This window comes from Chryseobacterium sp. CS3K3.1, assembly GCF_059515165.1.
In genome coordinates, this window is sequence record NZ_JCAKRV010000018.1 from 88,198 (window position 1) to 109,330 (window position 21,133).

A 21,133-nucleotide genomic window follows, 5' to 3' on the forward strand; every position below is an offset into this window, starting at 1 on the left:
AGAATGATAAATAAAAATTTTATTATGGAAAACCTGGATAACCCCAACATAGAAAACCCAAACTCTATTAATCTTAATAAGCAGGAGGAGCAGTTTCAGTCGAGAATTGATATGATTGAACTTCGTGCAAGTTTGGAAAAAGTAAAATCTGAGATCGGAAAAGTGATCGTAGGGCAGGAGAAAATGATTGAACATCTTTTGGCAGCTTTGCTTTCAAACGGACATGTTTTGATTGAAGGTGTTCCGGGAGTGGCAAAAACAATCACTGCAAAACTATTAGCCAAAACCATTGATGTAGGTTTCAGCAGAATTCAGTTTACACCGGACCTTATGCCTTCCGATATTTTGGGAACATCCGTATTCAATGTGAAAAACTCAGAATTTGAATTTAAAAAAGGACCTATATTCTCCAATTTCATCCTGATTGATGAGATCAACAGATCGCCGGCAAAAACGCAGTCCGCATTATTTGAAGTCATGGAAGAGAGACAGATCACGATGGACGGCACACGGTATACCCTTGAGGAACCTTTCCTGGTGATCGCTACACAAAACCCTATTGAACATGAAGGAACGTACAGGCTTCCGGAAGCGCAGCTGGACCGTTTTTTATTCAAAATCAATGTAGGATATCCTGATCTTGAGCAGGAAATTGCGATCATTAAAAATCAGCACGAAAGCAAAAAAGAAGATAAAACAGAAGGAATCAACCGCGTTATCACAGCTGAACAATTGAAAAACTACCAGCATCTGGTAAAAGAAATCATTGTGGAAAGCCAGCTGATGGAATATATTGCTAAAATTATTATCAATACCAGAGAAAACCAATTCTTATATCTGGGAGCTTCACCACGAGCTTCATTGGCACTTCTTACGGCATCAAAGTCATTTGCCGCTTTAAGAGGCAGAGATTTTGTGACTCCTGAAGATATTAAAGAAGCAAGCTACGCCGTATTAAGACACAGAGTCATCGTATCTCCGGAAAGAGAAATGGAAGGTCTTACCGCAGATGAAATTATCCGTCAGATTTTAGAAGGAATAGAAATACCGAGATAGGTTAGTAGAAGAAGGGTTTGGATTATAATTCCTAAAACCTATCATCTGCAACCTGCCACCTAACCAATGAAAAACTTATACATCAATACACGTTTCTTTTTTGCACTCATCGGAGTGGGGATTCTGTATGTCCTTGCATTTTTCTTTCCGGTGCTGATGTGGGTAGCCCATATCACACTCCTGATTTGTTTTTTGGCAGCAATGGTAGATTTTCTGTTGATTTTTAATCAGAAGAATGCATTGCAGGTTCAAAGGATTCTGCCGGAAAAATTGTCTAATGGAGATGAGAATTTTGTGAAAATTGATATCAAAAATAATTACAACTTTACCATAGCCACTAAAATTATTGATGAAATCCCGTTCCAATTCCAGAAAAGAGATTTTCTGATCGAAAAGCAGATCGCTTCCGGAGGAAATACATTTTTTCAATATTCATTAGAACCTAAAGAAAGGGGAGAATATCATTTCGGAGGTTTGAATGTATATGCATCATCACCAATAGGACTGATTTCAAAAAGATTTATTTTCCAGAAAGATGCAATGCTTCCTTCCTATCCATCCTTTATTCATCTCAGAAAATATGAGCTGATGGCCATTCAGAGTGAATTTTTATTAGGCGGAATCAAGAAAGTCAGAAAGCTGGGACATACCATGGAATTTGAGCAGATCAAAGAATATGTACCCGGAGATGATATCAGAACGATCAACTGGAAAGCAACTTCGAAAACAAATCGTTTAATGGTCAATCAGTTTCAGGATGAAAAATCACAGCGTATTTTTATGCTGATTGATAAAGGACGAACCATGAAAATGCCTTTCAACGGATTGAGTTTACTTGATTATTCTATCAATGCAACCATGGCGCTGTCTCATATTATTTTGAGAAAAGGAGACAGAGCCGGAATGATGACCTTTTCCAAGAAAGCTGAAAATAAAATTGCTGCAGATAATAAATCCGGACAGCTGAAGAAAATTTCCGAGGCACTTTATAATATTAAAACAGATTTCTTCGAAAGTGATTTCAACAGATTGTATCAGGATGTAAAATATTCCATCAACCAAAGAAGTTTAATTCTGCTTTTTACCAATTTTGAAACGTTAGACGGACTAAACCGACAGCTGAAATATCTTCGCGGAATTGCAAAAAACCATTTGCTGGTCGTGGTATTCTTTAAAAATTCAGAACTGCAGACGCTGATCAACAAAAATCCTGAAAGTATGCAGGAAATTTATGACGAGATCATTGCTGAAAAATTTGAGTTTGAAAAGAAACTGATCATCCAGGAACTCCGCAAATATGGAATCTATACCGTTTATACCCTTCCGGAAAATTTGAATATCGATATTATCAATAAATATCTGGAGATAAAAGCGAGAGGAATTTTATAAAATATGTAAATACAAATCACAAAAAATAAATGGAACTAAAAGAAAAAGCAGGTGCTCTGTTGAAAATAGCAGCATTAAATGAAGGGGCAAAGGAATATATTCTTAACAATCCTGAGCTCTTTAAACTCCTGCTTAAAGCAGCTAAAAGATATATAGGAGGCGAAAAAATGGAGGAAGCTATTGCTACTGCTAAAAGAATTAATGCTAAAGGAATTCCCACTTCATTAGAGTTTATGGGAGAAAGTACCCGTTCAGTGAAAGAGTCAGAATCGGTAACTCAACATTTCCTTCGTTTGATTAATAATGTGAAAGAAGAGAATATTAATTCTATTGTTTCTTTGGATTTATCACATATCGGACTTGCAATTGATAAAGATATCACTTATAGTAATTTAGTATTGTTAGCGGAATCAGCTTATAAAAAAGATATTGAAATAGTGATTAGTGCAGAAGGAGTTGAAAGAACTGATGATATTATTAATACCTATTGTAAAATATCAAACGATTTTTCAAATGTGGGAATTACCCTTCAGGCTTATTTAAATCGTACTCCAAAAGACCTTGAACGGATATTGGCTGAAACACAAGGAAAAATAAGAATTGTAAAAGGAGCTTTTGCTGTTCCTCCGGGACATGCTGTAGAAAGAGGAAAACACTTAGACGATTTATATATTAAATATATTGAAACTCTTTTCACTAATAACAGAAAATGTTCAATAGCTACCCATCATAATATCATTCAAAATAGAGTTAAAGAACTTATTGAACAATATGATATTCCAAAATCTAAATATGAATTTGAAATGTTACTGGGAATACAGGAAGACCTGTTGAATGAAATCCATAAAGAAGGTTACCCGTGCAGGCAGTATATTGTGTATGGTGATGAATGGTATCTGTACATGTGTAACCGAATTGCAGAAAATCCCGATAATGTTTTTCAGGCTATGGTTGATATCATGTCTTAGCCTCAGGTTTAATCCACAAAGTTTTTTATATTTGAATAAGAATATAAAAAGAATTCTGAATTATAAATTCTTACAATGAAAATTACACTCAACAGAATAAACGACGATTTTTTATTTGAATGTACCAATGCTCAGGGAAATTCTATTCTTTTAGATAATACTTCCCAGCCGGGAGCAAAAGGAGTTTCTCCAATGGAAAGTGTACTGATGGCTGTAGCAGGCTGCAGCGGAATTGATGTAGTTTCTATTTTAAAGAAGCAGCGTCAGGAGATCAGAAGCTTTCAGGCAGAGGTAGAAGGAGAGAGAGTACAGGTAGAAGATGCGAAACCTTTTAAATCAATTAATGTTAAATTCCTTCTGGAAGGAGAAATTGATCCTAAAAAAGCATTAAAGGCCGCAGAGCTTTCTTTTGAAAAATACTGTTCCGTATCAAAAACATTAGAACCGAATGTGGAAATCGGATACGAAGTCTTTGTGAACGGAGAAAAAATTTAATCTCTTATATAAAAAAGGAAAAGCCGGATGTTTCATCCGGCTTTTATATTACTCACTACCAATTACTCATTGCTAATTAAAAGGTGAGCCTTGGTTTTATCAGTTTTGCTACAGTGGCTGTCCATCCTGTCTGGTGAGAAGCACCCACACCACGGCCGTTATCACCATGGAAATACTCAAAGAAGGTAATATAATCTCTGAAATGTTCATCATAATTGAACTTTGGATTCCCTCCGTTGAAAGCCCTTTGGCCATGTTCATCCTTTAAAAATATTGAGCAGAGTCTTTTGCTGATATTCTGGGCTACTTCATCAAGGTTTCTTTTATCGCCGCTGCCTGTCGGAAGTTCTACTTTCAGACTGTTTCCATAATAATAATGGAAGCGCTGCAGGCTTTCCACAATCAGGAAATTGATAGGAAACCAGATGGGGCCTCGCCAGTTGCTGTTTCCGCCAAACATCCGGCTGTCACTTTCGGCAGGTGTATAGTAGACCATATTTTCCGTTCCGTGCACAGAAAAGACAAAGGGATTTTCTTCATATACCTTAGACATGGCGCGGATTCCGTAAGAACTCAGGAACTCGTTTTCATCAAGCATTCTGGTCAGAACTTTTGTCAGCCTGTTTTTACGAAGTATGCTCATCAGGTGTTTGCGTCCTTGTCCTTCCTCGTCCCAATGGGAAACGAGTTTGGTAAGCTCCGGTTTATTTTTTAAAATCCACTCCATTCGGGTTCTGAAATTCGGCATCTTTTCCAGTAAGCGGTGGTCTACAATTTCAACAGCAAACATGGGGATCAAACCAACAATACTTCTTAACCTCAAAGAAACACTGTCTCCGTTTCCAAGCTGCAATACATCATAGAAAAATCCATCTTCTTCATTCCAAAGCCCTTTTGTGCCTTCACCAAGATTTTCCATAGCCTCAGCGATGTAAAGATAATGTTCAAAAAACTTGATGGCCATATCTTCATACACCTGGTAATATTGGGCAAGTTCCATCGCAATACGCATCATATTCAATGCATACATGGCCATCCAGCTGGTTCCGTCTGCCTGTTCGAGGTGCTGGCCATCCTTTAAAACCATGTTACGGTCAAAAGCTCCGATATTATCGAGACCCAGGAAACCTCCTCCGAAAATATTTTTTCCGTTTTTATCCTTTCGGTTCACCCACCACGTGAAATTGAGCAGGAGTTTCTGGAATACTTTTTCTAAGAATAATAAATCCGGCTTTCCGTTATTTTTTTCATCAATTTTAAAAACACGGAAACAAGACCATGCGTGCACCGGCGGATTCACATCACTCATATTCCACTCATAGGCAGGAAGCTGTCCATTAGGGTGCATATACCATTCTTTCGTAAGCAGTAACAGCTGCCCCTTGGCAAACTCTGCATCGATGATGGAAAAAGGAACACAGTGAAACGCCAGGTCCCATGTTGCATACCATGGATATTCCCATTTATCAGGCATGGAAATAATATCCTTGTTGTGCAGATGATTCCACTCCGTATTTCTTACATATTCATTGAAATTTCTTGGCGCTTCAAAATTGGGATCACCTTTCAGCCATTTTCCGATATTATAATGATAAAACTGTTTGTTCCAGAGAAGCCCGGCAAAAGCCTGTCTCTGTACATTTCTCTCATCTTCGTTAACGGTATCACTCTGAATCTCCTGATAAAATTCTTCAGCTTCAGCCTGCCGGGTATTGAAAATTTCATCAAAGTTTTCAAAAGGCTCATCGGCTTCATCCGGGCACAATCTGAATTCAAAAACCTTTGATTCTCCGGCTCCGATAAGCTCATCAATCAGAAAAGAAGCCTTTGTTCCTCTTTTTTCGGGATTTACCGTATCCGTTTGATGGATAATATAATTATTAATTCCGTCTTTGAAATAAGTGTTTTCAACTGCAGGAGCTCCGTAAAGCTTAGAAGTATTGGTTTCATTATCACAAAATACACTTTGTGCATTTGAATTTCTGGAATACAGCTTCTTTATCGAAATACTGTCGTGGGCAATATTGATACTTCCGTCATGAGAAACATTAAGTTCTGCCTTATAGGTGTTGTATCCCCATTTCCAGTTATTTCTGAACCATGCTGTAGGTGCCACCACGATAGGTGCCTCATGCTGGCTTCGGTTACAGACTGTCACCCTGGCCAGAATATCATTGTGATCGGCTTTACAATATTCTATGAAAATATCAAAATATTCATCATTATCAAAAATCCCGGTGTCGAAAAGCTCATACTCAGGTTCCTTTTTGCTGCGTTTTCCATTTTCAGCAAGAATGTCATCATAAGGAAACTCATTGATCGGGTATTTATACACCATTTTCATATAGCTATGGGTAGGCGTATTATCCAGGTAATAAAAGATTTCTTTGATGTCTTCCCCATGGTTTCCCTGAGGATTGCTCAGGCCAAAGAACCGTTCTTTTACCATTTTATCTTTCTTGTTCCAGAATGAAAAAGCAAAACATAAAAGTTGCTTTACATCGGAAATTCCGGCAATGCCTTCTTCACCCCAGCGGTAGGCATAGCTTTCGGCATTATTATGATTGGTGAAATTCCAGGCATTCCCGTTCGGGCTATAATCTTCACGTACATTTCCCCACTGCCGGTTGCTTACATAAGGTCCCCAGTTTTTCCATTTGGTATCTTGTAATCTATCTTTTTCGGCGGTCATATGGCATCATTTTTCAATACGAAGTTAGTTTTTTTGAGAAGTAATTCCAATTTTTTTCATCTGAACAATTATTAATATGGTCTTGGAATACTTGTATTTAAGGGCTTTTTTAAATATTAAAATAATTTTTTTTTGAAATTAAAAGAAAAGAACTACCTTTGCACCATTCGTTCATTCAAATATTGAAAATGTTATCAAGAAAGGTTGAGGGATTAGACCCTATGAAACCTTAGCAACCCTTTGCGCAAGCAAAGAAGGTGCTACGTTCTACCAAATAATTTTGGACAGATAACTCACTGAAGTTCTTTTTCAGCCATTTCCTGTGGCATTTTCAATTGTATTAAAATTTAATAGAATTGAAAACAGAACTAAACTATATTAATCTTTCTTATCAAACTCATTCCCAAAAGGAATACCATATCCCGTTGAGCTATCAGCTCTTTGGGAAAGATCTGTTTACAGCCCCTGTTATCTTAATCAACCATGCTCTCACCGGAAACTCAAATGTATCCGGAGAAAAAGGCTGGTGGAAACAGCTGGTAGGGAAAAATCAGATTGTTGATACTGATCGATATACTGTTCTATGTTTTAATATACCCGGAAACGGATACGACGATTTTTTAATTGAAGATTATGAAGACTTTACTCCTTCAGATATCGCTGCGATATTTCTGAAAGGGCTTGAAGTTTTACAGATCAAAAATTTATATGCCATTATAGGAGGCTCTCTGGGAGGAGGGATTGCCTGGGAAATGCTTGCCCAGCAGCCTGATCTTGCTGAGATTTTTATTCCTATTGCCTGCGATTACAGAACGCACGACTGGCTTCATGCACAGTGTCTGGTTCAGAAATTTTTATTAAATGATAAGGAAGAACCATTACAGAAAGCAAGAATTCATGCCATGTTGTGCTACAGAACACCGCAGTCGCTCAATGACAGATTTCAAAACCAATATAACCAGGACAAACAACGCCTGGAATCAGAAGACTGGCTGGTTTATCATGGTAATGCACTAAACGAAAGATTTAGTTTGAAAGCGTACAAATTGATGAATCATCTCTTAATGAATATAAATGCTGCTGATACAGCACTGGAGAACATTCAGGCACGAATGCACATGATCTCCGTAGATACAGATTTATTTTTCCCGGCTTCTGAAATCCGAATGTGTTTTGAAAACTTAAAAGAGAAAAATAAAGATGTTTCTTATCACGAGATCCAATCTATACACGGGCATGATGCCTTCCTAATGGAATATCAACAATTAAATAATATCATTAAAAACATTTTATAGAAGTAATGAAAAATGCTAACGAAATAAAATTTTTGAAGAACAGATCAATCGTCAAATTTGAAGGAGAAGATTTCCTGGGAGAAATCGGGATTGACGGACGAATTTTTAAAGCGCTTACTTTGGCGCGTATCAGTGTAGGAGTAATCTCTCAGCAGGCCATAGAAAACGGAATTTCTATTCTGGTTCATGAAAATGATGCAGAAAAAGCAGTTGCCTGTCTTATTGATGAATTTGAGGCAGAAAGAAAATCAGGAAAAGTTTCTCAGATTTATAGTATCAATAATGTTTCTGTGATTGGTTTTGTAGCAGAAGATTTCAATAAAGTTTTTGCTGAGCTGGCAAGAAATAATGTTTTCCCGTTACTTTTAAATCAGGTGGCAGGAGAAAACAGAGTCAATATCGTAGTGACCTCTTCGCAGGATGAAAAAACAAGAAATATCATAGAATCTGAAATTTTCAAAAAGCCGAAGACCGTTCATCTGGCCATTATTGGTCACGGAAACGTAGGGAAAACCTTGATAGAACAGGTACTTGAATCTGCAGAAGAAATTAAAAAACGTAAAAAAATAGACCTTAAAGTAGTTGCAGTAGCCAACTCAAAGAAAATTGCCTTCAACAAAAAAGGGTTTGATGCCAATTGGGGAGATGAGGTTTTAACAGCAGAAAGACCGTCAAATGTTGAAGAACTGATTAATTTCTCCAACGAGAATCAACTGGAAAATCTGATCGTTGTGGATAACACAGCAAGCAAAGATTTTGTTAAAAACTATCATGCCCTGGCAGAAAACGGTTTCGATCTGGTTTCTTCCAACAAGATTTTCAATACCCTTCCGATAGAAGAATACAGAAAACTAAGATATACGTTGAATAAAAATAACAGACGTTACCTGTATGAAACCAATGTTGGGGCTGGATTACCTTTAATTGATACCATCAAATTACTGCACCTTTCAGGAGAAAATATCACAAGAATCAAAGGCGTATTCTCAGGAACATTGAGTTATGTGTTCAATAATTTTTCTTTGAGAGACGATAAATTTTCAACCATCATCAACGAAGCTTTGGAAAAAGGATACACAGAACCGGATCCGAGAGAAGATTTATCAGGAAATGACGTAGCAAGAAAATTATTGATCCTGGCGAGAGAATTAGACTTAATCAACGAGTTCGGAGATATCAATATCCAAAATCTTGTTCCTGAAAGTTTGCTTGAAGTTTCAAAATCAGAATTCCTTTCAAGACTGGAAGAACTTGATGAAGAATATCAGAAAATAAAAGAAAATCAGGAGCCCGGACATGTATTAAGATATGTGGGAGATCTACACGGAGATTTACAGAAAGATAAAGGTGAACTGGATGTAAAACTGGTTTCTGTTCCTGCAACTTCAGCATTGGGACAACTGAAAGGTTCAGACTCCATCTTTGAAATCTACACAGAAAGCTATGGCGAAAATCCAATCGTGATTATGGGGGCCGGAGCCGGAGCAAAGGTAACAGCAAGAGGAGTATTCGGGGATATTCTAAGAGTAAGTGAAACAAAATAATATTTAATGTAACAATCTAATAATGTACCAGTTTACCAATAATTGGTGTCGTTATTCTGAGCAAAGCGAAGATTTTAATTGGTACATTGTTAGACTGCTATATTGGTAAATTAATTAAAACTATATGGAAAATTTTGAAACATCAGCAATAAGAACCCAGACGGAAAGATCTCAGTTTGATGAGCACTCTACACCATTATATCTTACCTCCAGCTTTATATTTCAGGATGCAGAGGATATGAGAGCAAGCTTTGCAGAAGAAAAGTCTAAGAATTTATACAGCCGTTTCTCTAATCCAAACGTAACCGAGTTTACAGATAAGATTGCTAAAATGGAAGGTGCAGAAGCAGGATATGCCTTTGCAACAGGAATGGCAGCCATCTATTCTACATTTGCGGCGTTATTGAATGCTGGTGATCATATCGTAAGCTGCCAGTCGGTTTTCGGGTCGACACACACTTTGTTTACCAAATATTTCCCGAAATGGAATATTGAAACTTCTTATTTCAAGGCAGAAGATGCAGCAAATGTGGAGCAATACATCAAACCTAATACAAAGATCTTATACCTTGAAACTCCTACCAATCCCGCTATTGAAATTCTGGATCTGGAGTTTTTCGGACAAATTGCAAAAAAGCATAACCTTATTTTCATTGTAGATAACTGTTTTGCAACACCTTATCTTCAGCAGCCTATCAAATATGGTGCAGATATTGTTGTACATTCAGCAACGAAACTAATTGACGGGCAGGGAAGAGTTTTAGGAGGAATAGCAGTAGGAAAAGAAGATCTGATCAGAGAAATTTATCTTTTCGCAAGAAATACAGGACCTGCATTATCTCCTTTCAACGCGTGGGTATTATCAAAAAGTCTGGAAACATTGGCAATTCGTGTAGAAAAGCACTGTGAGAATGCCTTGAAGGTAGCGGAGTTTTTAGAAAGCCATCCTAATGTAGAATTGGTAAAATATCCATTCCTGAAATCCCATCCAAGCTATGAAGTAGCCAAAAAGCAGATGAAGCTCGGGGGAAATATCGTAGCCTTTGAAATAAAAGGAGGAATAGAAGGAGGAAGAAACTTTTTAGATAAGATACAAATGTGTTCATTGTCCGCCAACTTAGGTGATACAAGAACGATCGTTACCCATCCGGCTTCTACAACGCACTCCAAATTGTCAGACGAAGAAAGAAATGAAGTAGGAATTACTGCGGGGCTGGTACGTTGTTCAGTAGGATTGGAAAATGTGGATGATATCATTGCAGATTTAAAACAAGCCTTGGATTAATCCAAATAGCAACTGGTTTTAGCCAAAAAAGATTAAAATGAAAAATTCAGAACAATTATATAAAGCTTTATCCGAAAGAATTTTAATTCTTGACGGAGCGATGGGTACCATGCTTCAGAGATACAAATTCGAAGAAGAAGATTACCGTGGAGAGCGTTTCAAAGACTGGGAACATCCGGTAAAAGGAAATAATGACCTCCTTTCTCTGACACAGCCGCAGGCGATTGAAGAAGTTCACAAGAAATATCTGGAAGCCGGAGCAGACATCATTGAAACCAATACGTTCTCAGGAACTACGATTGCGATGGCAGATTATCATATGGAAGATCTTGTATATGATCTGAATTATGAATCTGCAAAGATTGCAAGAAAAGCCTGTGACGAGTACACCGCAAAAAATCCGGACAAACCGAGATTTGTAGCAGGATCTATCGGACCTACAAACAGAACAGCAAGTTTAAGCCCTGATGTGAATGATCCGGGATACAGAGCCATCACCTTTGAAGAATTGAGAGTAGCTTACAAACAGCAATGTGAAGCTTTGCTGGATGGAGGTTCAGATATTCTTCTGGTAGAAACCATCTTTGATACCTTGAATGCGAAAGCAGCTTTATTTGCGATTGATGAACTGCAGGATGAAAGAGGAATTAAGATCCCGATCATGGTTTCAGGAACTATTACAGATGCTTCAGGAAGAACATTGAGCGGACAGACCGCAGAAGCTTTTCTGATCTCAGTTTCCCACCTGAATTTACTAAGCGTAGGTTTCAACTGTGCATTGGGAGCAGATCAGCTGACTCCTTATCTTGAAACACTGGCTCATAATTCAGAATTCTATGTTTCAGCATACCCGAATGCCGGTTTACCAAATGCTTTCGGAAAATATGACGAAACTCCTGAGGACATGGCAAGACAGATTAAAGAATATGTAGAAAAAGGATTAATCAATATTATTGGAGGATGCTGCGGAACTACCCCTGAGCATATCAGGGCGATTGCAGATCTGGTGAAAGATTATCCGCCTAGAAAATTGAAAGAATTTGTCTGATTTGATAGATTTTTTTAATTAAAATCAAGAATGAAGGCTCGGTTATAAATATTATCTTTAAATAAACCACAAAATTTAATGTAATGGAAAAGCCGATTTACTTAAAAGATTCAGAAGATGTTAAGCTTTTTAATGAGTTGAGGAAGAAAGTAAACCAAAGGGTGGAAGGGATTTCTGAAAACAGGGACATCTATATTCAGATTAAAGCAGTTATTCTGCCGATGATCTATCTGGGATTATATGTTCTGGCTTTTTTGAATGCTGAAAAACACTGGATTTATATTCTGAGTTTTGTTTTAATGGGAATCTCTCTGGTTTTAATTTATTTAAACTTAATCCACGAAGCAGCCCATAATAACATTTATAAGAGTAAAAGACTCAATGGGCTAGTCCTTCACATTTTTGATTTTATAGGTGCCAACTCCTATATCTGGAAAAAAAGACATATCGCAAGCCATCACGCCTATCCTAATGTAGATGGATGGGACACGGATATCGAACAGAGCGGACTGCTTTTAATCGTACCGTGGATCAAAGCGAAAGGTATACAGAAGTATCAGGATAAGTTTTTCTTTTTAGTCTATCCGTTGTATTTGTTCAACTGGATGTTTATAAGAGACTTCAGAGACTTCTTTGATAAAGAAAGAGTGATTTTAAAAACCCAGGGAAAAATTCCCACCATTGAAAAAGTAAAAATGATAAGCTATAAGCTGTTCTATTTCTTTTATCAGATTGTGGTTCCTGTAATGTTCTTTAAAGTATCAATAGGGTTGGCTTTAGGAGCGTGGTTTTTACAGGTGATATCAGCAAGTATTTTTGCATTGTTTGTGTTACTGCCTTTGCATCCGCTTCCTGATAATGCCTTTCCAAAATTAAATAAAGAGAATGGTTTGCCGTTTAGCTGGCTTCGTCACCAGCTGGAAGTAACCAATGATCTCAAAGAAAATAACTGGTTTGTAAGAAATGTGTTGGGAAATTTCAATTTTCACGTTGCTCACCATCTGTTTCCCAATTACAGTTATATGTATTATAATGAAATTACAGAGGAGATTGAGGAGTTTGCTAAAGAACATGGTTTAGCATACAAAAGATTTCCGCTGATTACGGCTTTAAGTAAGCATAGGGATTTATTGAAGCAGAATGCCAATAATGCCTACTATATTTTAGAAGAATAAAATGAAGTATTTAAGATTATCAGGCCTCGAGCCTCTTATCATAACCCCGGAAAGTAATTTCATCAACGTTGGTGAAAGAACGAATGTTGCCGGTTCCAAAAAGTTTTTAAGACTTATCAAAGAGGAGAAATTCTCTGAAGCATTAGATATTGCCCGCCATCAGGTAGAAGGAGGTGCCCAGATTCTGGATGTTAACTTTGATGATGGTTTGATTGATGGGAAAGCTTCCATGATCAAATTTCTGAACTTAATTGCCTCAGAACCGGATATTGCAAGAATTCCGATCATGGTAGACTCTTCCAAATGGGAGATCCTTGAAGCAGGTCTTCAGGTGGCTCAGGGAAAATGTGTCGTGAATTCCATTAGCTTAAAAGAAGGCGAGGAAGAATTTATCAAACACGCCAAGGCCATCAAAAGGTATGGTGCAGCTGTCATTGTAATGGCATTTGATGAGGTAGGGCAGGCTGACAATCTTGAACGAAGAATTGAAATTTCAAAACGTTCCTATGATATTTTGGTGAACCAGATTGGTTTCCCCGCAGAAGATATCATTTTCGACTTAAATATCTTTCCGGTGGCAACTGGAATGGATGAGCACAGAAGAAATGCCATCGACTTTATTGAAGCCACACGCTGGGTAAGACAAAATCTTCCTTATGCATCCGTGAGTGGAGGAGTGAGTAATGTTTCATTCTCTTTCCGTGGAAATGATACGGTGAGAGAAGCCATGCACTCCGTATTCCTGTACCATGCGATTCAGGCAGGAATGAACATCGGTATTGTAAATCCGGCTATGTTGGAGGTTTATGATGAAATCAATAAAGAATTGCTGGAGCTGGTAGAAGATGTCATCCTGGATAAAAGAGAAGATGCTACAGAAAGACTTCTCGACTATTCCGAAAAGCATAAATCAGTTAAGAAAGAAAAGACTGAAGACTTAGAGTGGAGAAATAATCCTCTACAGGAAAGGATTACCCATGCTTTGGTAAAAGGAATCGACCGTTTTATTGAAGAAGATGTAGAAGAAGCAAGGCTAACAGCCGAAAGACCGCTTCATGTCATCGAAGTGAACCTGATGACAGGTATGGGAGTGGTAGGAGATTTATTCGGAAGTGGAAAAATGTTCCTTCCACAGGTAGTAAAATCCGCAAGGGTAATGAAAAAGGCAGTAGCTTATTTACAGCCTTTCATTGAAGCAGAAAAAGACGGAACAAAACCTGCCAACGGAAAAATATTAATGGCAACCGTAAAAGGAGATGTTCATGATATCGGCAAAAACATTGTGAGTGTCGTTCTGGGTTGTAACAACTATGAAATTGTTGACCTTGGAGTAATGGTTCCTGCCGAAAAGATTATTCAGACTGCCATTGAAGAAAAAGTAGATGTTATTGGGCTAAGCGGACTGATTACCCCTAGTTTGGATGAAATGGTGTACATCGCTTCAGAATTGGAAAGACAAAATTTAGATTTTCCATTATTAATCGGTGGTGCTACAACTTCAAAAGCACATACCGCAGTGAAAATCGATTTGAAATATAAAAATGCCGTCGTCCACGTAAATGATGCTTCAAGAGCAGTAAATGTTGTGAGTTCATTGTTAGGTGACAGAAATAAAGAATATGTTTCGGATTTAAAGAACGACTACTCTGATTTCAGAGAAAAATTTCTGAACAGACAGGTGGATAAAGATTATGTTTCAATCAAAGAAGCAAGGGAAAATCACTTTAAAATTGACTGGGAAAATGAAGAAATTTTCACACCGAATAATCTCGGAATAAAAGTAATTGAAAATCAGGATCTGAGAGAACTTCTTCCTTTCATCGACTGGTCCCCGTTTTTCAGAAGCTGGGATCTTCATGGAAAATACCCGAATATTCTGGAAGATGAGGTGGTAGGAGTTCAGGCGAAAGAACTATTCAAAGATGCTCAGGTCATTTTGAATAGAATTCTGGATGAGAAACTGTTAACAGCAAAAGCCATTTTCGGAATCTTTAAAGCCAATTCCAATGAATCTGATGATATTTTGATTTTTGACGAAAATAATAATGAGCAGGCAAAATTTTTAACCCTAAGACAACAGGCTCAAAGATCAAAAGGAAAAGACTATCTGGCGCTAAGTGATTTCATTGCTCCTCAAAGCTCTGGAAAAACCGATTATGTGGGAGCATTCTGCGTAACCACCGGATTTGGAACCGATGAGCTGTCTGCGGAATACGAAAAAGCCAATGATGATTACAATTCTATCATGGTCAAAGCTTTGGCAGACCGTTTTGCAGAAGCTTATGCCGAATTCTTACATAAAAAAGTCAGAACAGAATACTGGGGATACGCCAATCAGGAAAACTTAAGCAACGAAGAGCTTATTGCCGAAAAATATAAAGGAATCCGTCCGGCTCCGGGATATCCGGCATGCCCGGACCATCTGGAGAAGAAAACCATCTGGGATCTTTTAAAAGTAGAAGAGAATACTGGGGTTTTCCTTACAGAAAGCCTTGCCATGTTCCCAACAGCATCTGTTTCCGGATATTATTTCGGAAGCCCGCATGCCAAATATTTCGGATTAGGAAAAATTACAGCAGACCAGCTTGAAGATTATGCAGCAAGAAGAGGTTGTAGCATCCAGGAAGCGAAAAAATGGTTGTCACCCAATTTAGCAGATTAACATTAACATGAAGATAACAGAACACATTAAAAATGCAAATGGAAAAACTTTATTCTCCTTAGAAGTTGTTCCACCACAAAAGGGAATAGGTATTGAAGATCTTTATACAAACATAGATCCGTTGATGGAGTTCAAACCTCCTTTCATTGATGTTACCACATCCAGAGAAGAATATATCTATCTGGACAAAGGAAATGGCTTGATGGAGCGTCGTATTACAAGGATGCGCCCCGGAACCTTAGGAATTTGTGCAGCCATCCAGCATAAATATAATGTAGATACAGTGCCGCATCTTCTTTGTGGAGGTTTTACAAAAGAAGAAACAGAATATCTGCTGGTAGATTGTATGTACCTTGGAATAGATAATGTAATGGCCTTAAGAGGTGACGCCATGAAAGGGCATCAATATTTTGAACCTACTCAGGGAGGGCACGCCAGTGCGATGGATCTTGTTAACCAGATTAATGATCTGGGAAGAGGAAAATATCTTCATAACGAAGAACAGGTTTGTGATGAACTGAACAAATTCTGCATCGGTGTTGCTGGATATCCCGAAAAACATATGGAAGCGCCCTCCATGAATTATGATCTGAAGTGGCTGAAGCAAAAAGTAGATGCCGGAGCAGATTACATCGTTACCCAAATGTTTTTTGACAATAAAAAGTATATTGAATTCGTTCAGAAAGCAAGAGAAATGGGAATAACGGTTCCAATTATTCCGGGAATCAAACCTATTGCCACTAAGAAGCACTTGAAAATCCTGCCACAGGTATTCAAAATAGATCTTCCTGAAGAACTGATCAATGAGGTGGAAAATGCAAAAAATAATGAAGCGGTAAAACAGATCGGAATAGAATGGTCTATTGCTCAGTGTAAAGAACTTCTGGACTTTGGAGTTCCTGTTCTCCACTTTTACTCAATGGGGAAAAGTGATAATATCAAAAAAGTAGCCGGCGAGCTATTCTAATAAAAGTACCAAAATGAAGGAACCCTGCCATAAAAAGCAGGGTTTTTATTTTTAAAATCTGATACCGAATTAATTTTAAAGATAGAAGAAATGAAGAAAGCCGTAGGCTATACACCCGCTTAGAAAGAATCAACTTTGTTGATTCCATCTTTGCTCCCTATAAAATATAACATCAGCAAATAAGACTTTGCGTCAAATAAATTAAAGTATCCAAGAAAAATTAAACTTCTATCTTTCTTACTCTAAAGACCAGTATGTCTCTCAAATTCCTTATTTCTGTCAAACAAATACCGGTAAGTAGCAAGCTTTCGCGTTACTGTAGTGTCAAGAGTTTCTGCAATCTTGATCATTTTCGGATTAAAATCACCAATCCACTGTAGTTCAGTAATCGTAAAATCGGTATGTTTTCTCAAATGCTGAGTTCCTTCCCAGATCATATATCCGTCAATACCTTTCTTCTGCCATTCGGGGACAACACCAAAAACAAGCCCCACCATTTTTTCATTCTTTTTAAAACGTTTTAGAAACAAAAATTTAAGCTTTTGAAAAATCCCGAATTTCCCGTTCAGATATTTAAACCACTGGTTGAGATCAGGAATATTGATCCACATCGCAATCGGTTTTTCGTTTTCGTAGACAAACCAGGAGATATGTTCATTAATGATTGGTTTCATGGTGTTGAACATCTTCAGAACTTTTGCTTCTTCCAGATGCTTTCCTTCTCCATGAGATGCCCATGCTTTATTATAAATCTCTGTAAAATCCTTTGCAAACTTTGGCAGATTATTCTTTTTCATTGATTGTGCAGAAATCGCAGGATTTCTTCTGTTCTTTTCATGCGCAATAGTAAATATCCTCGACACTTCCGCAAAAACAGGTCTGGTAAAACATAGCTGCTCAAAATAAATCTGAAAACCATAATTTTCAAAAAGATCTTTGTAATAAGGGAAATTGTAGTTCATTCCAAATAAAGGCTCAATAAAACCTTCAATTAGAAGCCCCCAGAATTTATCCCGTTCCCCAAAATTGATAGGTCCGTCCATTGCTTCCATTCCTTTTCTTTGAAGCCAGTCTTTACAATGGTCAAAAATAAAATTGGCAGTTTCCTGATCATTAATACAGTCAAAAAAGCCAATTCCTCCCGTAGGCTGCTTTTGCTCATAACAGCCGTTCACAAAAACAGCTACTTTCCCAACGGTGTTGCTATTTTTTTTAAACAGAAACCTTTTACATTCTCCGTTTTTGAAGAATTTATTCTTGGCAGGATCAAAAATCTCCTCAATATGTTTATCTAAAGGACGGATATAATTTTTGTCGTGTTCATAAAGGCGGGCCGGGAATTTCAGAAATTCCCTTTTATGGAGTTGGTTTTGTACTTCTTCGACAATAATCATAGGCTTTCTAATCTGAGCTGGTTATAAAAGATAATGTTTTTCATCCCAATTGAATAGAGATGAACAGATATTATCCGTATTTTTGCTGCAAATTAAATAAAAATGGTTGATTTTACTGATAACGACGATGATATTTTCACTGGAAAAGAACATACGCCTATAAGGGAAGATGCTTTTGATAAATCGCCACAGGAAAAAATTGAAAAAATTACTGAGCTTTTTGGTGAGATTATGGAAACGTTGGGATTGGATATGACAGATGACTCTCTGAAGGATTCTCCAAGACGTGTTGCCAAAATGTATGTGAACGAGATTTTCGGAGGACTGCTTCCTGAAAACAAACCAGGAATCTCCACTTTCTCCAACAAATACAAATACCGCCAGATGCTGGTAGAAAAGGATATCACGGTATACTCTTTTTGCGAGCACCACTTTTTACCCATCATAGGGAGAGCCCATGTTGCTTATATTTCCAATGGCGAAGTAATCGGTCTTTCAAAAATTAACAGAATTGTTGATTATTATGCGAAAAGACCACAGGTTCAGGAAAGACTTACCATGCAGATTGTAGATGCTTTGAAAGAAGCTTTGGGAACGAAAGATGTGGCGTGTATCATTGATGCAAAACACCTTTGTGTCAACTGCAGAGGAATAAAAGATACAGCAAGCTCCACAATTACTGCGGAACTCAGTGGTATTTTCAGAACAAACCCTATCACAAGACAGGAATTCTTACATTACGTAGGAAGTCATGCAAAGCTTGATTAATAAACAATGAACTACCAGATCCTTAAAAATATTATTGATGCAGAGCTTCAGAGATTCCAAAATATTACTGAAGAAGAATGGACATATAAAAATTCCTCGGAAAAATGGTCTAAAAAAGAAATTATTGGCCATCTTTGTGACAGCGCTTTTACAAATATCCGTAGATTTGTTGTGACACAATATAAAGAGAACGAAAATATTGTATATGACCAGAACTTCTGGGTAAAAGCTCAGAACTATCAGAATGTTCCTACCTCAGATCTTATTAATCTGTGGAAATCCTTGAACTATCAGATTGTTCATATCGTAGAAAATATCCCGGACGAAGCATTACAGAGAACCTGTGATACGACCAAAACAGAACCACGGGTCTATACATTGGAGTTTATTATCGATGATTATGTAGATCATTTACAGCATCATTTAAAAGCGATTTAATTATGATAAAATTTAAAAAAGTTTCAGATAAGATTTTTATCACGACAATTATTTGTTGTGACAAAAATATTTTTTAACTCAATTTTGAATCTTTAAAATCATTAAATCTTTAACTTAAAATAAATGCAATTAAAATTATATAACTCCCTTACAGCGGAAAAAGAAATATTCAAACCTATTTTGGAAGGAAACGTCGGAATGTATGTCTGCGGACCTACCGTGTACAGCAATGTACATTTGGGAAATGTAAGAACTTTCCTTTCTTTCGACTTTATCTACCGTACCCTGATGCATTTGGGATACAAAGTAAGATATGTAAGAAATATTACCGACGCAGGACACCTTACCGATGATGGAAATGTAGATAACGACAGATTCGTAAAACAAACCAGACTTGAAAAGCTGGAACCTATGGAAATTGTACAGAAATATACTGTAGATTTCCACAAAGTACTGGATATGTTCAATCTGCTGCCACCCAATATCGAACCTACCGCTACAGGACATATTGTAGAACAGATCGAATTAACTCAAAAGCTGATTGAAAGAGGTTTTGCCTACGAAAGCAACGGTTCAGTATACTTTGATGTTTTGGAATACAATAAAAGAGGACTGAATTACGGTGAACTTTCAAAACGTAATATAGAAGAGCTTTTTGCCAATACCAGAGATCTCGACGGCCAGGGAGAAAAGAAAAACCCACAGGATTTTGCATTGTGGAAAAAAGCATCCCCAGCTCACATTATGAGATGGAATTCCCCTTGGGGAGAAGGTTTTCCGGGATGGCACCTTGAATGTACTGCAATGAGTACAAAATATCTTGGCGAAACATTCGATATCCATGGAGGAGGAATGGATCTTAAATTTCCCCACCACGAATGTGAAATCGCACAAGGGAAAGCCTGCAACGATGCTGCGCCGGTAAATTACTGGATGCACGCCAATATGCTGACGATGAATTCTCAGCGTATGAGCAAATCTACAGGAAACTATATCCTGCCCATGCAGCTGGTGACAGGAGATAACGACTTCTTTGAAAAACCGTTCCACCCTTCAATTGTACGTTTCTGCTTCCTGCAGGCGCACTACCGAAGCGTTCTGGATATTTCAAACGATGCCATGATAGCGAGCGAAAAAGGATTTATCAGATTAATGGAAGCTGTGAAAGTATTGGCTTCTATTACCCCTGATGATTCAAAACAATCCGGTTTCAGCCTGAAAGAATGGAAAAATAAAGCCTATGAAGCATTAACAGATGACTTTAATTCACCAATCCTGATTGCCCACTTGTTTGAAGCGGTGAAATATATCTTTGCGCTGAAAGATGGCAAAGAAACAATTGCAACAGAAGATCTTGAAGACTTAAAATCAACACTGAATGCTTTCATCTTAGACGTTCTGGGATTACAGACCGTAGAAGAAAATAACAATGAAAAACTTGATCAGACCTTAAAAGTTTTGATCGAATTGAGAAACCAGGCAAGAAAATCCAAAAACTTCGAACTTTCAGACCAGATCAGAGATAAACTGCTTGCAGAAGGGATCGAATTAAAAGACGGAAGAGACGGAACATCATACGTTCTGAACTAGAAATATAACTTCGTTTTATCCCCATTCCGTAGGAGTCCCACATATTTAGGATTCTTACGGAATGTTTTTTTATCCTTTCTAGAGAATATGTCCGTATTTCAGATTATGTCTCTTTGTCCTTCACTTTCCCACTCTCAAACTCTATTACCCTCCAACTCTCCAATTTTCTCAGGAGCTATTTCCTGCTATCCATTCATACTCCTCGCGCCCTCGCCCTCCAACGCTCTCACCCTGAGCGAAGCCGAAGGGCCCCCACCCCTAAAACCCGCCCTCCAACGCAAGCTGCGGGGTAACCATTACTATCAGGGCTAGGGTAGGAGTTGTTAATGATGAGAGGTTCGGGTTATTGAGTTTCGAGTTTCGGGTT

Annotated in this window: 16 protein-coding genes and 1 riboswitch; of the genes, 14 read left to right on the plus strand and 2 right to left on the minus strand. The window is 37.7% G+C overall.

Going from position 1 to position 21,133, the window contains the following annotated elements; translation table 11 throughout:
* Positions 1–24: 24 nt before the first annotated feature.
* From AC5YGI_RS16730 to AC5YGI_RS16745, 4 genes are all read left to right on the plus strand, one after another.
* Complete coding sequence (locus AC5YGI_RS16730; RefSeq protein WP_330745145.1) at positions 25–1,056, plus strand: AAA family ATPase; 1,032 nt, start codon at positions 25–27, stop codon at positions 1,054–1,056.
* A gap of 66 nt (positions 1,057–1,122) precedes the next feature.
* Positions 1,123–2,445, plus strand: coding sequence for a DUF58 domain-containing protein (locus AC5YGI_RS16735; RefSeq protein WP_330745146.1), 1,323 nt, complete (start codon positions 1,123–1,125; stop codon positions 2,443–2,445).
* A 29-nt stretch (positions 2,446–2,474) separates the two neighbouring features.
* A complete protein-coding gene (locus tag AC5YGI_RS16740; RefSeq protein WP_330745147.1) occupies positions 2,475–3,413 on the plus strand; it encodes a proline dehydrogenase family protein in 939 nt (312 codons plus the stop codon).
* A 75-nt stretch (positions 3,414–3,488) separates the two neighbouring features.
* Positions 3,489–3,908 (plus strand): OsmC family protein, encoded by a 420-nt coding sequence (locus AC5YGI_RS16745; RefSeq protein WP_330745148.1) that lies wholly within the window; start codon positions 3,489–3,491, stop codon positions 3,906–3,908.
* Between the two features lie 76 nt (positions 3,909–3,984).
* On the opposite strand, the gene AC5YGI_RS16750 is transcribed toward AC5YGI_RS16745, so the two are convergent.
* The gene (locus tag AC5YGI_RS16750; RefSeq protein ID WP_330745149.1) at positions 3,985–6,600 is read right to left on the minus strand and encodes an MGH1-like glycoside hydrolase domain-containing protein; all 2,616 of its coding nucleotides are present in this window, start codon (positions 6,598–6,600) and stop codon (positions 3,985–3,987) included.
* Between the two features lie 188 nt (positions 6,601–6,788).
* A riboswitch (SAM riboswitch) is annotated at positions 6,789–6,895 on the plus strand.
* 61 nt (positions 6,896–6,956) lie between these two features.
* Between AC5YGI_RS16750 and AC5YGI_RS16755 the strand changes: the two genes are divergently transcribed.
* From AC5YGI_RS16755 to metF, 7 genes are all read left to right on the plus strand, one after another.
* A complete protein-coding gene (locus AC5YGI_RS16755; protein ID WP_330745150.1) occupies positions 6,957–7,895 on the plus strand; it encodes an alpha/beta fold hydrolase in 939 nt (312 codons plus the stop codon).
* Positions 7,896–7,900: 5 nt separating this feature from the next.
* Positions 7,901–9,439, plus strand: a complete 1,539-nt coding sequence (locus tag AC5YGI_RS16760; protein WP_110008596.1) for an ACT domain-containing protein — start codon at positions 7,901–7,903, stop codon at positions 9,437–9,439.
* Between the two features lie 124 nt (positions 9,440–9,563).
* Positions 9,564–10,724 (plus strand): O-succinylhomoserine sulfhydrylase, encoded by a 1,161-nt coding sequence (locus tag AC5YGI_RS16765; RefSeq protein ID WP_330745151.1) that lies wholly within the window; start codon positions 9,564–9,566, stop codon positions 10,722–10,724.
* 37 nt (positions 10,725–10,761) lie between these two features.
* Positions 10,762–11,772 (plus strand): homocysteine S-methyltransferase family protein, encoded by a 1,011-nt coding sequence (locus tag AC5YGI_RS16770; protein ID WP_202840782.1) that lies wholly within the window; start codon positions 10,762–10,764, stop codon positions 11,770–11,772.
* 83 nt (positions 11,773–11,855) lie between these two features.
* On the plus strand, positions 11,856–12,947 hold the full coding sequence (locus AC5YGI_RS16775; RefSeq protein ID WP_330745152.1) for a fatty acid desaturase family protein: 1,092 nt from the start codon (positions 11,856–11,858) through the stop codon (positions 12,945–12,947).
* Position 12,948: 1 nt separating this feature from the next.
* Positions 12,949–15,609 carry a methionine synthase gene (metH, locus tag AC5YGI_RS16780; RefSeq protein ID WP_330745153.1) on the plus strand — a complete coding sequence of 887 codons (2,661 nt, stop codon included), beginning with the start codon at positions 12,949–12,951 and terminating at the stop codon, positions 15,607–15,609.
* A 7-nt stretch (positions 15,610–15,616) separates the two neighbouring features.
* Positions 15,617–16,576: a methylenetetrahydrofolate reductase [NAD(P)H] gene (gene metF / locus AC5YGI_RS16785; protein ID WP_110008601.1), complete on the plus strand. Its 960-nt coding sequence runs from the start codon at positions 15,617–15,619 to the stop codon at positions 16,574–16,576.
* Positions 16,577–16,818: 242 nt separating this feature from the next.
* Here the strand turns inward: metF and AC5YGI_RS16790 are convergent, their stop codons facing one another.
* Positions 16,819–17,970 (minus strand): hypothetical protein, encoded by a 1,152-nt coding sequence (locus tag AC5YGI_RS16790; protein ID WP_330745154.1) that lies wholly within the window; start codon positions 17,968–17,970, stop codon positions 16,819–16,821.
* Between the two features lie 102 nt (positions 17,971–18,072).
* Between AC5YGI_RS16790 and folE the strand changes: the two genes are divergently transcribed.
* The 3 genes from folE (at position 18,073) to cysS (ending at position 20,766) form a co-directional block, all read left to right on the plus strand.
* Positions 18,073–18,738, plus strand: a complete 666-nt coding sequence (folE, locus tag AC5YGI_RS16795; RefSeq protein ID WP_002983392.1) for a GTP cyclohydrolase I FolE — start codon at positions 18,073–18,075, stop codon at positions 18,736–18,738.
* Between the two features lie 6 nt (positions 18,739–18,744).
* Positions 18,745–19,176 (plus strand): DinB family protein, encoded by a 432-nt coding sequence (locus AC5YGI_RS16800; protein ID WP_330745155.1) that lies wholly within the window; start codon positions 18,745–18,747, stop codon positions 19,174–19,176.
* A 123-nt stretch (positions 19,177–19,299) separates the two neighbouring features.
* Complete coding sequence (cysS, locus tag AC5YGI_RS16805; RefSeq protein WP_496169031.1) at positions 19,300–20,766, plus strand: cysteine--tRNA ligase; 1,467 nt, start codon at positions 19,300–19,302, stop codon at positions 20,764–20,766.
* Positions 20,767–21,133 lie beyond the last annotated feature (367 nt).